The sequence below is a fragment of the Dellaglioa sp. CoH-56-MRSF-11 genome (assembly GCF_056782135.1).
In genome coordinates this window covers 255,436-270,725 of the sequence record NZ_JBXAYE010000001.1, presented here as the reverse complement: position 1 = coordinate 270,725, position 15,290 = coordinate 255,436, and the positions used below count along the sequence as shown (strand labels likewise).

The 15,290-nt window shown below is 34.3% G+C and carries 9 protein-coding genes and 1 pseudogene; 4 read left to right on the top strand and 6 right to left on the bottom strand.

All coding sequences use genetic code 11. From position 1 onward, the window contains the following. Positions 1 to 53: 53 nt before the first annotated feature. Positions 54 to 1,655, bottom strand: coding sequence for a peptide ABC transporter substrate-binding protein (locus AC1RPT_RS01245; RefSeq protein ID WP_481760940.1), 1,602 nt, complete (start codon positions 1,653 to 1,655; stop codon positions 54 to 56). Positions 1,656 to 1,809: 154 nt separating this feature from the next. Between AC1RPT_RS01245 and AC1RPT_RS01240 the strand changes: the two genes are divergently transcribed. Beyond that, positions 1,810 to 4,233, top strand: a complete 2,424-nt coding sequence (locus AC1RPT_RS01240; RefSeq protein WP_481760941.1) for a Xaa-Pro dipeptidyl-peptidase — start codon at positions 1,810 to 1,812, stop codon at positions 4,231 to 4,233. Between the two features lie 52 nt (positions 4,234 to 4,285). Here the strand turns inward: AC1RPT_RS01240 and AC1RPT_RS01235 are convergent, their stop codons facing one another. Both AC1RPT_RS01235 and AC1RPT_RS01230 read right to left on the bottom strand, forming a co-directional pair. Next, on the bottom strand, positions 4,286 to 4,810 hold the full coding sequence (locus AC1RPT_RS01235) for a biotin transporter BioY (RefSeq protein WP_481760942.1): 525 nt from the start codon (positions 4,808 to 4,810) through the stop codon (positions 4,286 to 4,288). Continuing rightward, complete coding sequence (locus tag AC1RPT_RS01230; RefSeq protein WP_481760943.1) at positions 4,797 to 5,789, bottom strand: biotin--[acetyl-CoA-carboxylase] ligase; 993 nt, start codon at positions 5,787 to 5,789, stop codon at positions 4,797 to 4,799. The genes AC1RPT_RS01235 and AC1RPT_RS01230 overlap by 14 nt, the downstream gene beginning before the upstream one ends. 165 nt (positions 5,790 to 5,954) lie before the next feature. Between AC1RPT_RS01230 and AC1RPT_RS01225 the strand changes: the two genes are divergently transcribed. Then, complete coding sequence (locus tag AC1RPT_RS01225) at positions 5,955 to 6,860, top strand: proline-specific peptidase family protein (protein WP_481760944.1); 906 nt, start codon at positions 5,955 to 5,957, stop codon at positions 6,858 to 6,860. A 54-nt stretch (positions 6,861 to 6,914) separates the two neighbouring features. Here AC1RPT_RS01225 and AC1RPT_RS01220 read toward each other — a convergent pair whose 3' ends face one another. Then, positions 6,915 to 8,942 (bottom strand): copper-translocating P-type ATPase, encoded by a 2,028-nt coding sequence (locus AC1RPT_RS01220; protein WP_481761140.1) that lies wholly within the window; start codon positions 8,940 to 8,942, stop codon positions 6,915 to 6,917. A gap of 205 nt (positions 8,943 to 9,147) precedes the next feature. Continuing rightward, positions 9,148 to 11,141 (bottom strand): annotated as a pseudogene (locus AC1RPT_RS01215) (PTS sugar transporter subunit IIABC). Between the two features lie 195 nt (positions 11,142 to 11,336). Here AC1RPT_RS01215 and treR point away from each other — a divergent pair. Continuing rightward, positions 11,337 to 12,059 (top strand): trehalose operon repressor, encoded by a 723-nt coding sequence (treR, locus tag AC1RPT_RS01210; RefSeq protein ID WP_481760945.1) that lies wholly within the window; start codon positions 11,337 to 11,339, stop codon positions 12,057 to 12,059. Between the two features lie 17 nt (positions 12,060 to 12,076). Continuing rightward, positions 12,077 to 13,723, top strand: coding sequence for an alpha,alpha-phosphotrehalase (gene treC, locus AC1RPT_RS01205; protein ID WP_481760946.1), 1,647 nt, complete (start codon positions 12,077 to 12,079; stop codon positions 13,721 to 13,723). Positions 13,724 to 13,785: 62 nt separating this feature from the next. Here treC and AC1RPT_RS01200 read toward each other — a convergent pair whose 3' ends face one another. Beyond that, positions 13,786 to 15,093, bottom strand: a complete 1,308-nt coding sequence (locus tag AC1RPT_RS01200; RefSeq protein WP_481760947.1) for a sialate O-acetylesterase — start codon at positions 15,091 to 15,093, stop codon at positions 13,786 to 13,788. Positions 15,094 to 15,290 lie beyond the last annotated feature (197 nt).

Below are 15,290 nucleotides of genomic sequence, written 5' to 3'. Positions count from 1 at the left end.
CTTTAATCTATCTTATTTTAACTTTATAAAGCTTTGAAACAGCTAACTATTATCTACTTAATAGACATGTCACGATAAAATAATGTCGTTCCATATGGGTTAATGTGTAATCCGGATGCATCTGGGTTCAATAAGTAGGCCATTGCACCTTGGAAAACAGGTACTGTATAAGCATCTTCTTCGACCAATTGCTTTTCAGCATCAATCAAGCTATTCCAACGTTTCGTTGGATTTGTTGCAAATTCATTTTTAGACTGATCGATATCTTTTAAATATTGTGCATTTTTGTAATCGGTATTTAAATGATAAGCGCCACCATCATTAATAAAGTTAATTGGATCAGCATAATCTGGTGTCCATGTCCCATAAACGATATCAAATTGGTAAGCCGTTGTTGCTGCTAATCGCGATTTAATTGGAATATTACGTGCGTTAATTTTTAATCCAGGTAAGTTACTCTCTAACTGCGCTTGCAAGTATTCAATCACTTGTTTAGCTTCTGGCGTATCAGAACCCAATATTTCAATTGTTAAGTCCTTCTTACCGATCTCTTTAAGTCCTTTTTCCCATTCTGCTTTAGCTTCTTTTTTATTAAAAGCAAGCAAGTCTCCTGCTTCTTTACGGTAATCTTCCCCATTAATCGGATTTGACACAAATTTAGCTGGGACGATTCCATTTAATGCAGATGAACCATCATTAAGAATTTTGCTAGCTAATAATTTTTTATTAAATCCTAGCGCAATTGCTTTACGAATATGTTTATTACCAGTTGCCTCACGCTTAGTATTAAAACCTAAATAACCAATCATTGGTGTTTTACGTGTTGCGAACCCTTTTTCATTCTTATATTGTTTAACATAATCATTTGCTAACATTGAGAAATCAATCTTCCCTGTTTGATATAACTTGCCAGCAGTTGCACCATCTTTAACAACTTGAACGTCAACTTTAGCTAACTTAACTGATTTAGCGTTCCAATAACTGGTATTTTTAACATATGACCATTTGTTATTAGTTCCTTCCCAATCAGTTAATTTATAAGGACCATTCACAATCATATGTTGTGAATCCGTTGCATATTGACTACCTTGTTTTTTAACGTAAGCTTCATTTTGAGGTACAAATGGTGCACCCGTTAATACTTCTGGTAAATAGCTAATTGGTTGTGCCAGAGTAACTTCTAATGTTGTTTTATTCAGCGCTTTAACACCTAACTTATCAACGGCCATCTTGCCATTTCGGATAGCAAACCCATTTTTAATAATATCAATTCGTTGTGAATTAGGTGATGCTGTTTTAGGATTTGCTAGTTTTTGCCAAGCGTAAACAAAGTCATTTGCTGTAACAGGAGTCCCATTTGACCAGTTCTCAGCTCTTAATTTATAGGTGTAAACTGTTTTTGCTTTGTTAACCGTCACACTTTTTGCTGCAGCTAACACTGGTTTATTTTTTTGATTATACGTATACAATCCTTCATAAACGTTTTGTATTGCTTCAACACTAAATGTATCACTGTATTTAGTAGAATCTAAAGTGCCTAATTGATCAGTTACAGCCACTTTTAATATGTTATCGTCTTTCGTCGCTGTTTTTGAACAAGCAGCTAGCACCCCTATAAACATGATACTTAAAACTACCGCAATTTTCCTTCTCACTTTAGACACTCTCCTTTTTTAGTTACCTTAATGTGATTAACTTTACCTAGTTACTTATTTTTTGTCAATAAAGACGTATCATTTCAACCAACTTTACATTTAAGCTATACTTAACCCAGTGTCTTACTCAATTCTGAAAGGAAGTTTTTGACTTATGAAAAATAATCAATTTGCTAACTATACACCTACTTTTGAGACACAAATAAAAGAACTTAAAGCTATTAATTTGTATATAGCCTCCGAAACCAATCCTACACATTTATTTGAACAATTACTCAATAAAATTCTCATCGACTATCAAACAATCGGTGCGAAACAACAAAAAATGATGTCCTTATTAGCGACAGAATCCATTTCTGTTTATGAATTTTTTACTACAAAAAAGGAATTAACACCTGTTATCTTTTATAATGTTGCATTACAGTTACTAGAATTTGAAGTCGATGTCGATTTCAAAATTGATGACCCATTTACGGCAATGGCTAAAATTCAGTTACCTTCTATTGAAATTATTGAATCCGTTAATGATTTTTGGTCCGCATGGTATCTCTTACTGACAACACATACCAAAAATGGCCAAGTCTTCACAGATACACTAGCAAATAAAGGGTACTTTGTTTCATTTTATAAAGATGCGAAACCTTTATTTTTCAATGGAAAAGCGCAACCTGTTTTTGATACAACTAAACTGATTCGTGAAGTCGTCTACGTTGAAGCCCCATTAGATACTGACCAAGATGGTCAACGTGATTTATTAAAAACAGAAATTTTAAGACCACTAGTTACATCCGGACTAAAAGTACCTATTCTTTATACAGCAAGTCCTTACAATCAAGGCACAAATGATGATTCTGAATTAATGCGCAACGTTGATATCCCGCTTACCGAAAAACCAGTTACTGAATTAACTGAATCTGATATCACCTATAACTATCAGAAATCCAACTTACCCGAACCACGATCAATCCTCTCAGAATCAACAGAAACTGAGCAAACCTTTAGCCGTGAATCTTCGTATACATTCAACGATTACATGCTAGCTAGAGGATTTGCAATCGTCTATGCAGCTGGTATTGGTACTCGAGAATCAGATGGTATTCGTACTTGTGGGAGTGTTGAAGAAACGGTATCAACCGTCGCCATTATTGAATGGCTAACGGGACATCGGCAAGCATTCACAAATAAACTCGATAATCGATCAATTAAAGCCACTTGGAGTAATGGTAACGTTGCTATGACTGGTAAATCTTACCTTGGTACGCTTGCTACTGCAGCTGCAACAACTGGTGTATCCGGCTTAAAAACAATCATTTCTGAAGCCGCTATTTCAAGTTGGTATGATTATTATCGTGAAAATGGACTAGTCGTCGCGCCTGAAGCTTGCCAAGGTGAAGATGCAGATGTTTTAGCTGCGCTTTGTTTAAGTCGCCAAAAAGATGCCGCCGACTACGCTAATATTCAAGACTACTTTGACAAAGTTATGAATCGATTATCTATAGGACAAGACCGTGCATCTGGTAATTACAATAAATTTTGGGATGAACGTAATTATTTAAACCAAACTAAAAATATCAAAGCAAATATTGTTATGGTCCATGGTTTAAATGATTGGAACGTCAAACCTCGCCAAGTTGAACAACTTTGGCAAGCATTACGTCCTTTACCTATTGTTAAAAAATTATTCTTACACCAAGGTAAACATATCTATATCAATAACTTTCGCTCATTAGATTTCACTGATATGATGAATTTATGGTTATCAAATCAACTTTATAATATCGAAAATGGTGCTGAGACACTTATTCCCAATGTCACCATACAAGATAACCTAGAAGCTGAAACGTGGCACACTTATGATGATTGGGCAGACCCGGATTCTCCTACCCAATCCTATCATTTCCAACAAAATAAATTAACACAATCAGTCACATCAGATGCTCACCAATTTGCTACTTTCAAAGATAACTTACCAACTGACCTTTTTAACAACTACGTCAGAGATAATCATCTTTGGAATCAAGCTTTAGTTTCAACTAAAGAAACAGAAATGGCTAAAAATAGAATCCAATTAATCTCAGAACCATTAACAGAACCGCTGTTTATTTCCGGTTCTGCTCACATAAAATTGTCTGTTGCAGCACTACAAACAAAAGGGCTCATTAGTTGCATGCTTATCGATTATGGTGAAGAAAATAGACTCACCCCCGTGCCATCCATTCTCAAACGAAAATCTTTAGATATGGGATTTCATTGGCGTGAAGATGATTTGGTTGAATTTACTAAAAATCCCACAAAAACTCCTTGGAAAATGATTTCCAAAGGTCATATCAATTTACAAAATAGGACAAATCGTTATCAAAATGATTCTGTCCTTCCAGGAACTTTCAACACAGTAGATTTTGATTTACAACCAACTGCCTATCACATTAAGGAAGGTCATCAGATTGAATTAATCATTTACGCAACAGATTTTGGGATGACTTTACGAAATAACGATTCAGATAGTTATACTATTAACTTAGCTAATTCGCGTCTTAAAATTCCTTATCAATCTGTTAGTACAGTATCATTATTCTAAATAAAAAAGAAAATCATCAAAAAAATTATTGATGATTTTCTTTTTTTATTTATCAATATCTACGTATTAAGTAATGAGACAATTCGCACACAAAAATAACTTTAATAAATCCAACAATCAAAAATGGTAAAATACCTATTAAAAATGCTTGTTGCATCGAGGTTTGTTGGTAAACCATTAACCAGATTGCTCCTAAAACTAATTGCACACTAGCACCTAATAAATTCCCCATGTACAACTGCCAACGACCATTACCATACCATTTTAAAAACAGCCCCGTTAAGATAATATAGGCTAAAAAACCAAATAAATAACCACCTGTTGGTCCAATTAAAGAAAAAAGTCCCGAATGAAATCCAGCAAAAACTGGGATTCCTATTAATCCTAATAGGAGATAAATGCCCACCGCTTTTAATCCTTCTTGAACCGGTCTCAAACTCGATAATAATCCGATAAAAATGGTTTGTAACGTTAACGGGATTGGCCCCAATGGAATGGTTAACTGGGATAAAACACCCAAAACGGCTGCTAACTCTGCTGCTATAATTAATTGTTTTAACTGTTTATTTTGTCCCATTTGTTAAGCCTTCCACATTCACCTTTGTAATTTCACCAGCCATATAAGTCGTTATTTGCCCATTTTTATCTCTCAATACCAACTGTCCATCATCTTTAATTGTTTCAACTGTACCAATAATTTCTTGATGACCACTTTTTAAAGTAACTGTCTGTCCAATAACTAGTGACCGTTTACGATAATCATTCATGAAGTCACCATTTTGGTAATTCTGATAGATTTGGATAAATTGATTGGTAATTTCAGCAATCAACTCATTCCGTGTGACATTATTCGATTCATCAATTAATGAACCCACTTTATCTTGTAACTCTGGAGATAATTTTTTAAGGTCTGTTTTAAAATCTAGCCCAATCCCTATAACTAAGCTTGTCACTTGCTGCGTTTCAAAATCTGTGACAGCCTCCGTTAAAATCCCGCAGACTTTTTTATTTTGATAATAAATATCATTCACCCACTTTATTTGTGGTTGAATTTTCAATTTATTTTCTAAAGCATAACTAACCGCCATGGCAGTTGCTGTCGTTAGCTGACCAACATCTTTGATAGGTTGATCAATTCTCAATAAATAACTGATATAAATCCCAGTCTCTTCTGGTGATTCAAATGTTCGACCAAATCGACCATATCCTGCTGTTTGACTATTGGCCACTATTAACAGTGGACCCTGTATATCGGGCTGGCTTGAACGCTCTTTCGCCAATACATTGGTAGATGTCACTTCATCAAATAATTCAATTTGCATCATGTCAGTTGTTAAATAAGATTGAATTAGTTGTGCGTTCAACTGATTACCATCATTTAGACTATATCCTTTTTGTGGAATCGTCTTAATGTCAAAACCCTGCTCTTGTAAACTCTTAATAGCCATCCAAATAGCAGTTCTCGAAACGCCAAGTTTTTCAGCCAATAGTTCTCCCGAAATAATAGTATCTTGTTGTCCAGCTAATATTTTTAGAATACTGTCTTTAGTTTTCATTTTACACCGTTAACCTTTTAATTTTATTAGTTAACATAACTTTAAGCTAACTCACTAAAATATGCAACTAACACTCTTAAAAAAATACCATCCTCACTTTCATTCTGGTAAATAATCATAAAAGTGCTATGATTAATCTATTCTTAAGAAATTAGGTGGATTAATATGGCATACGGAACGAAAATTATTACGTTAGATAATGGTTATCATCTCTGGACTCATACTGAAGGACAAGGTGATATCCAACTACTTTGTCTACATGGTGGGCCTGGTGGTACACATGAATATTACGAAAATTTTGCTGAAAAATTAGCACCTCTTGGCGTTCAGGTTTCAATGTATGACCAACTCGGTTCATGGTATTCTGATCAACCAGATTTTACTAAACAAGAAAATGTTGATAAATTTCTTAATATTGATTACTTCATTGATGAAGTTGAAGAAGTCCGTATTAAATTAGGTTTAGATAACTTCTACCTAATTGGTCAATCATGGGGTGGTGCTCTTGTTCAAGAATACGCCTTAAAATATGGTGACCATTTAAAAGGTGCTATTATCTCAAGTATGACTGATGATATTAACGAATATTTAGCAAACGTTAATGCTATTCGTGCTAAAGAATTGGATGCTGATGCGCTTGCCTACATGCAAGAATGTGAAAAAAATAACGATCTTGATAATGACCGTTACCAAGGTTATGTCGATATTTTAAATGACGGCTATGTTGATCGTAAAAAGCCAGCCCAAATTTCTCATTTAGTAAGCACAATGGCTGAACCCGTTTATAATTACTTCCAAGGTAACAATGAATTCGTTGTGACTGGTAAATTAAAAGACTGGTCTACTCGTGACCGCATTAAAAATATTACTGTCCCAACATTAATCACATTTGGCGAACATGAAACAATGCCTTTAGCAACAGCTAAAAGAATGTCAGAAACAATTCCACATGCTCGTCTTGAAACAACTCCTGAGGGTGGTCATCATCATATGATCGATAACGCTCCTGTTTACTTTGATCATTTAAGTACCTTCTTATCAGATGTTGAAAACGACAATTTTAAAGATTAAATTAAAAAATACCACCATTGATAACTACTATCAACGGTGGTATTTTTTTATCTCTTAATCGTGTAACATCATTGCATTAATTGCAACAACAATTGTACTTAACGACATCACAACTGCACCCACTAATGGACTTAAAATAAAGCCAATTGGTGCTAAAACGCCGGCAGCCAATGGTAATGCAATAATATTATAACCTGCACCCCACCAAAGATTTTGAATCATTTTCAATCTTGTGTTTCGACTTAATTTCAAAAATTTTATGATATCCATCGGATTACTTTTAACTAATATAACGTCTGCAGAGTCGACAGCAACATCCGTACCTGAACCAATTGCCATCCCTATTGTTGCACTTGCTAAACTAGGCGCATCATTAATACCGTCACCAACCATGATAACGTTATGTCCTTCGCCCTCTAACTGACTAACAATTTTAGCCTTATCTTCAGGCATTAAGTTAGCACGAACATCTACAATACCTAGTTTTGCACCAACTTTATCAGCAGCTTGTTGATTATCACCAGTTAACATAATCACTTTGATATTCATTTTTTCTAATTTTTCGACTAAACCAAATGATTCTGGTTTAATTTGATCCCCTTGAGCAACATACCCAATCACTTTTTCATTTTGAATTAAATAACTAATTGAATCTCCTTCGTTGTCAGAAGCCATTTCATCCGTTAATAACTGTTGTTTATTAACATAAGCTTCAGAAACAATTTTGAATGCATCATCGTTAATATGTCCTTCTAATCCAACACCATTAATTTGTTGTGTTTCACTTGCAGTTGGAATCTCAATTTTTAAATCTTCTGCTTTTTGAATGATTCCTTTACCCAAAGGATGTGTCGATCCACGTTCTAACGACGCCATCAATCCGATAATTTCTGATTCAGAAAACTGATCAGTAAATGTTTTATATCCGGTTACCACGAAATGACCTTCAGTTAAAGTTCCTGTTTTATCAACAAGTAATGTGTCAATTGTGTGTGCAACTTCTAGCGCATTTCTATTTTTGATTAATAAGCCATTTTTAGCTGATAAAGAAGTACTTCTCGCAACAACTAATGGAATGGCTAAACCTAAAGCATGTGGACAAGCAATCACTAGAACAGTTACAAGAATTGATAATGCCTGACTAAATGTCCCTGTAATTAACCATACAATGAATGCTAAAATACCAACAGTCATGGCAGCATAAAATAAATATCCCGCAACTTTATCAGCTAACGTTTCCGTATCTGATTTTTCTGACTGCGCTTTTGTGACTAATTTAACAACTTGAGCTAAGTAACCTGTTTCACCAGTTCCCGTTACAGTCATTTGGATTTCTCCATTACCATTAACTGATCCACCAACGACTTCATCATCTACTACTTTTTCAACTTGTTTCGATTCACCAGTTATCATAGCTTCATCGACGCTTGTTTTACCAGAAATAATTGTTCCATCAGCTGGAATCGTTTCATTTCCTTTAACTAACAGAATATCTCCAACATGAACATTTGTTAAATCAACATCTTCAATTTTTTTATTTTCTCTAACGATATGTGCTTGTTTAGGTAAGAGTTGTGCTAATTTTTGAACAGCATCTCCTGCTGACATAACAGCGTTCATTTCAATCCAATGACCTAACAACATAATGACAATTAACGTTGCTAACTCCCAGAAGAAATCCATAACATGATGACTTGGATCTACAAGATTATTCATCACAACAGCATATAAGCTATACAAGTATGCCACACTAATACCCATTGCGATTAAGGTCATCATTGCTGGCTTTTTATCTGCAAGCTCCATCTTTGCACTATCTAAAAATGTTTTACCGCCATAGAAAAATAATCCAGTACCAATAAGTGCTACAACCCAATCAGATCCAGGGAAAGTAAACTGTAAGGGTAAGTTAATCCCCATCATAGGTGTCATTAAAACAATAGGAATTGCTAAAACTAAAGAAATCCAGAATTTCAATTTTAGATTTCCCATATGCATCATGTGCCCACCCATGTTCATTTGATCGTGGTCCATTCCTTCCATATCCATGTGATCCATACTCATGTGGTCCATATTTTTCATATCCTTATGATTCATATTCATGTGATCCATTTCTTTCATATCTTTGTGATCCATTTATACCGCCTCCATTAATTTATATTTTTAGTTTACACTTGTAAACTTAGATAGTCAAATAATTTATCTGTTACAAAAAAAATGTCAAAGAGATAAATATCCCTTTGACATTTTTATATAATCACATAAACATTTTAGTTAATTTACAATTCTATGCATCTTTACCAATTGTTTTACGACGGTTAACTTCTTTTTCAGCAAGTACATCGGAATCTTTAAATCCAAAGACCCAAGTACAACCAAATGCTACGATTATTGTAACAATTGATGCAATCCAAAAGTTAATTTCGTTACTCATTCCTCCACCAAACTTTAAAGGTGTAAAGAATGAAGGGAATCCGATTAATGAACCAGTAAATCCGTACATATTAACGTTTAATAGTCCGGCTACTAATCCACCAACTGCACCACCAATATTAGCTGCTAAGAAGACACGCCCATATTTTAAGGTAATCCCATAAATAGCTGGTTCTGTAATACCACTGAATGCTGCAATAACTGCACCACCAGATAATTCTTTAATGTTAGCCATTTTTGATTTAATCATAACTGCCATTACAGCAGCACCTTGAGCTACCATTGTAATTGAAACAATTGCATTTAAGTAGCTGTAGCCTTTTGAAGCAATATCGTTTGCGATTAAAGGAACAACTGCCCAATGTAAACCAAAGATAACTAAACATTGATATAATCCACCAATAACAAAACCTGCAATTGGGTAGTTTGCTGTTAAAATTGTGTTTAAAATAATAGAAATACCTGTACTAATTAACGTAATAATAGGTCCAACAATAATGATAATAGCGGCCGAAACGATCATAACTTCTAACAATGGTACAAAAATCATTCGTAAAACTTGTGGAATAACTTTTTTGAGTCCTTTTTCAACATAATGTGCTAACCATGCTCCAGCAATAATTGGGAAAATACTGTAAGTATAGTTAACCATATGAATTGGAATCCCAAATAAGTTAGTATTTAATGACATCCCCAAAAGTTGTCCAAACACTTTTGTTCCTGTTGCAATACCAAAAAGTGAAGGATATACCAAGACACCACCAACAATAGCCATAATAATTGGATCAGATTTTAACTTCTGTGCAGCTGTGAATCCAACAATAATAGGTAAGAAATAGAATGCTGAATCTCCCATGGCTGATAAGAAAATGTAAGTCTGTGATGTGGCTTCTGTCCAACGAAAATCGACAGCCATTTGAAGTAATCCTTTTAAAATACCACTAGCAGCCAATAATCCAATTACTGGCATCATAGAACCTGTGATAACACCAATCAAAGTATTAAATCCAGCATTCAATTTTCCACGGAATGTTGTTGGTTTTTCCTCAGCTGGTGCATCATCGGCAGCATCGACCTCGCCACCTGCGTATGATGTTCCTAATTGTGCAATAACTGCATCATAGACATCAGTAACAGCTGGTCCAATAACAACTTGATATTGTCCAACAGCATGACGAACATCAATTACACCTGTTAAATTTTTAATCACTTCATCGTCTGCTTTACTTTCATCAACTAAGTAAAATCGTAACCGCGTAATACAATGGATTAAACTCTTAATATTCTCTTTACCACCGACTTGTTTGATAATGTCTGTAGCTAATTGTGTGTAATCTTTTGCCATAACTATTCCTCCCCTTTTGCAGTACCAGATCCCACTTCCGTGCCACCTTCAAAAGGTTGTGGTTCCGATAATGTTAATTTGTCTAATTTATCTTGTGTATTTGTAATTACTACCATTAAAACATTGTCTAATTGTGCTTCAGAAACTTGTGTTAAATCCATAGTCCCAAGTAATTCACCACCATGAACACGAGCACCTTTTTTAATATTAATATCAAATGGTGCACCTTTTAAATCAACCGTATCAACACCCATGTGTAATAAAATTTCAAGTCCATTATCCATCGTGAATCCGATAGCATGTTTTGTTGATGCAACCAATGTTATAGTTCCAGATACTGGACTATAAATTTCCCCTGCGGTTGGTTTAAATCCGAAGCCATCACCCATTAATTTTTGAGCAAAAACAGAATCGCTCACATTTTCTAAATCAATTAACTCCCCAGTTGCTGGTGCGTAAAACTTATCATCATTTACCTTTTGTTTTCTTTTAAAAATCGACATTGTTCTCTCCCCCATTTTTTTTAATTTATTTAACTAGATTCGCTTACAGCGATTAAGCGTTTTCAAGTTATCCTTATAATAAACCTGTCTATACAGGATGTCAACGCTTTCTTTTCTTTTAAATTAACATTTATATATACTTGTATAGACTAGAATGTTTATGTTAAAATAACCTTATCATTGGAGGTGACTATTATGACGAACCAAAATAAACATTTAGGTATTTATCAAGATCTTGTCACTAAAATCACACATAATATTTACGCATCAGGAACATTCCTACCTAGTGAAATTCAATTGAGCCATTTATACGGTACTTCTCGCGAAACAATTCGAAAGGCTCTCCAAAATTTACTAACCAATGGCTATATTCAAAAAATTCGAGGCAAAGGATCGCTTGTTTTAGATATTCAACGATTCGCTTTTCCCGTCTCAGGTATTACTTCATATGAGGAACTGAATAAGTCTCTTCAAATGAATTCGGAAACACAAGTTAGACAGTTACTTGTCACAACTATTCCTATAGAGAGTTTTGCACCTAAGTCTGTTGTTGGCGATAAAGCGACATTTATTGAACGTCTACGACTTGTTAAAAATGAACCCAGTGTTATTGATCGTGACTACATACTTTCAGATATCGTACCTGAGATACCTTTAGCAGTTGCCCAAAATTCGCTTTATGATTATTTTGAAAATAAATTAGGCTTAGAAATCAGTTATGCTATTAAAAAAATTACAGTTGAACCAGCAGATACAACTATCCAAAAATTATTAAACATTCCAAAAACAGAATCTGTTGTTGTCATAAGAAGTGAAACCTATTTACAAGATAGTCGTTTATTTCAGATTACCGAAGCTATTCACCGCTCAGATCGTTTTAGTTTTGTTGATTTTGCACGACGGACGAAGAAAATATAACTAATAGGAGAATAACGATGACATTTGAAGATAAAATTATTTATCAAATTTACCCAAAATCATTTTATGATAGTAACAATGATGGCCTGGGCGATTTACAAGGGATTATCGCTAAAATACCTTATTTAAAACAACTCAATATTGATATGATTTGGTTTAATCCTTTTTTCATATCACCACAAAATGATAATGGCTATGATATCTCAGATTATTATCATATTGATCCTAAGTTTGGTACTATGGCTGATTTTGATGAACTTGTTACCAAGCTAAAATCTGTAGGCATCGATGTCATGATGGATATGGTTTTTAACCATACATCAACTGAACATGAATGGTTCCAAAAAGCGCTAAAAGGTGATCCAAAATATATGGCTTACTATTATATTCGTGGAGCAAAACCAGATAGCTCGCTTCCAACTAATTGGGATTCTAAATTTGGTGGTCCTGCATGGGAAGCTTTCGGAAATACGGGTAAGTACTACCTTCATCTCTACGACCCAACTCAAGCAGACTTAGATTGGCATAATCCAGCAGTTCGAAAAGAAATGGCCAAGATTGTTAATTTTTGGCGCAACAAAGGTGTTAAAGGTTTCCGATTCGACGTTATCAATGTCATCGGTAAAGATGTCAATTTACTTGATGCACCTTATGGTACTGATAGTAGACTTATGTATACAGATAAAAAAATAGTTCATCAATATCTACAAGAACTTAACGAATCTAGTTTTGGTCAAGACCCTGATGCTGTGACCGTTGGTGAAATGTCTTCTACTTCAATCGATAATTGTATTGAATACACGTTAGGCAAAAACAACGAGTTATCAATGGTCTTTACCTTCCACCATTTAAAAGTTGACTATACCCATGGAAATAAATGGACGACGATGCCTTTTGACTTTATGAGTTTAAAAAACATTCTAAATGATTGGCAATTAGGTATGACAGCTGGTCATGGTTGGAACGCTTTATTTTGGAATAATCATGATCAGCCTCGTGCTATTAATCGTTTTGGTGATCCCGTCCATTTTCGTGAAAAATCTGCCGAAATGCTAGCGACAACTATTCATTTATTACGTGGAACGCCTTTTATTTATATGGGAGAAGAAATTGGGATGAGCGATCCTCAATATCAGCATTTATCTGATTATAATGATATTGAAACCAAAAACATTTACCCAACATTATTAGCGAAAGGACTCAGTGAAACTGAAGCCTTAGACATTATTCAAGCAAAATCTCGTGATAATAGTCGTACTCCCATGCAATGGAATAACTCTGAGTATGCAGGGTTCTCAGCTGAAAAACCATGGTTGATGCCAATGAATCAGTCTATCGTCAACGTTCAAAATGAATTAGTACGCGGCGAAATATTTAATTACTATCAACAACTAATTAAATTACGTAAGACTCTGCCAATTGTCTCTGTTGGTGATTATCAACCTCTTTTAATGGACGATACTCAAGTTTTTGCTTACCAAAGAATACTAAAAAATCAACGTTTAATTGTTTTAAATAATTTCTATGGTACAACGACAACGATTACTTTACCTGCATTTACCGGGGAAATATCAACTGTCATCAATAATTATCCAACCGATATCAAATTAGAAACAGCTATGACGTTAGCTCCATATCAGTCAGTTGCCTTTTTGATTGACTAACTAAAATAAAGCAGCCTTGCAATTTTAAATTGTAAGGCTGCTTTATTTAGAACTTATTAAGATTAATCAAAGTAGATTTTAAAAGGACTAACTGGAATATGGTTTTCGTTCCATAAGCCGGCAGAAGTTACATTTGCATATGCATACTGTAAGCCAATTGATTCTTCTTCTAATCGAATCTTGATATCATTTGTACCTAAATCAATCACTGCAGGTTTTAAAACATCCCCTGGCATGATCCATTTTAAATCAATATCATTTGTTGTTTCAAGTTGTTCACAATTTGAAAAGTTAAGACGCATTTGTTTTACATCAGCTGAAATTTCAGATAATTGTGGACTTGTTTGCATTTCATCGAATTTACCAAAATTAGAATATAATTCGATTACACGATAACCTAATTGTCTTTTACTACTTGGATGAATCTCGTTAGCTGAATCTTCATCCATAGCTGTAACTAAGTAAACCCGATTTTCTGTTGCTGCAAACTTTTGTTGTGCATCGCGAATTTCAGCCCATGAATTAGCTATCTTATGATTATATTGTGGTAACTGAATAATATAAGTTGGTAATTTATTTTGTTTAAGCGTTTTGCGCCATTCACGGATTAATTTTTTCAAAAGTAACCCATAATGTTTTGTATCTATTCCTGCATCTCGTTCACCTTGATACCAAGTTAACAATTTAAATCGGTAAGGACCCACTTGTGATAACATCGTATCGTATAAATTATCGGATTCTTCTAAACTTGGAATTTTAGTATCAACATAAGCTGCTTTTAAAGTCTCGTTATTTATTAGTGTACTTTCTGATACCCAACTTGCAGCTGAAGTCCCATTTTTAGCACATAATACAAGGCCAATTGGTGTGTATTCATCATATTGACGAACCTTCTTAGCCATATAATAGCCTAATGCTGTAACGTTACCAATATTTTCTTCATCAACAATTTGCCATGGATTTTCTTCTGTTGATTGCTTTTCAGGTATATTGATAAAACGTAAATTCATCATTGGCATTGTTTTATTATGATCAAATTCATCATCTTTAGCCATTTTGAAGTTAGCATTTGATTGTCCAGCAATCAAGAATACATCTCCAAATTGTACGTCGCGTAAAATTATTTTATCTGTTCCTGATTTAACTAGAACGGTCACAATTGTAGGTGCTAAAAATGAGATACTTTCAATTAAAAAGTATCCTGTATCATCAGCAATTCCTGTTTCAATTGTATCTTCGCTACCGCCCATTGAAATCGTTACAGTTACTTCTTGATTGGGTTCTGCATAACCAAAAAAACGTGTTGTCTGATCTTGTTGCATAACCATATGATTAGTAAATAGTGGTGCTAATCGCAATGTTGTTGCCACTGTTAAACCCTTCTTTCTAGTCGCTGTCCATTAAGTATCCTTTACAATTATAACATAAGATAAGCCTCTATCGACTTTTTATCAAATGGATTAGTCAGCTACTTTGACTATTATTTAGTTGTTTGTCCTAGCTATTTTGAATAATAGTTGCTAGAATAAAGACAGTCAAAACAGTGTAAAATCGCCGGGTTTTACAA

Excerpts from the sequence above, each read along its gene's own strand:
- AC1RPT_RS01240 (WP_481760941.1), top strand. The coding sequence starts at position 1,810 with ATGAAAAATAATCAATTTGCTAACTATACACCTACTTTTGAGACACAA.
- AC1RPT_RS01235 (WP_481760942.1), bottom strand. The coding sequence starts at position 4,810 with ATGGGACAAAATAAACAGTTAAAACAATTAATTATAGCAGCAGAGTTA.
- AC1RPT_RS01230 (WP_481760943.1), bottom strand. The coding sequence starts at position 5,789 with ATGAAAACTAAAGACAGTATTCTAAAAATATTAGCTGGACAACAAGAT.
- AC1RPT_RS01225 (WP_481760944.1), top strand. The coding sequence starts at position 5,955 with ATGGCATACGGAACGAAAATTATTACGTTAGATAATGGTTATCATCTC.
- AC1RPT_RS01220 (WP_481761140.1), bottom strand. The coding sequence starts at position 8,942 with ATGAAAAATATGGACCACATGAGTATGGATCACATGGATATGGAAGGA.
- treR (WP_481760945.1), top strand. The coding sequence starts at position 11,337 with ATGACGAACCAAAATAAACATTTAGGTATTTATCAAGATCTTGTCACT.
- treC (WP_481760946.1), top strand. The coding sequence starts at position 12,077 with ATGACATTTGAAGATAAAATTATTTATCAAATTTACCCAAAATCATTT.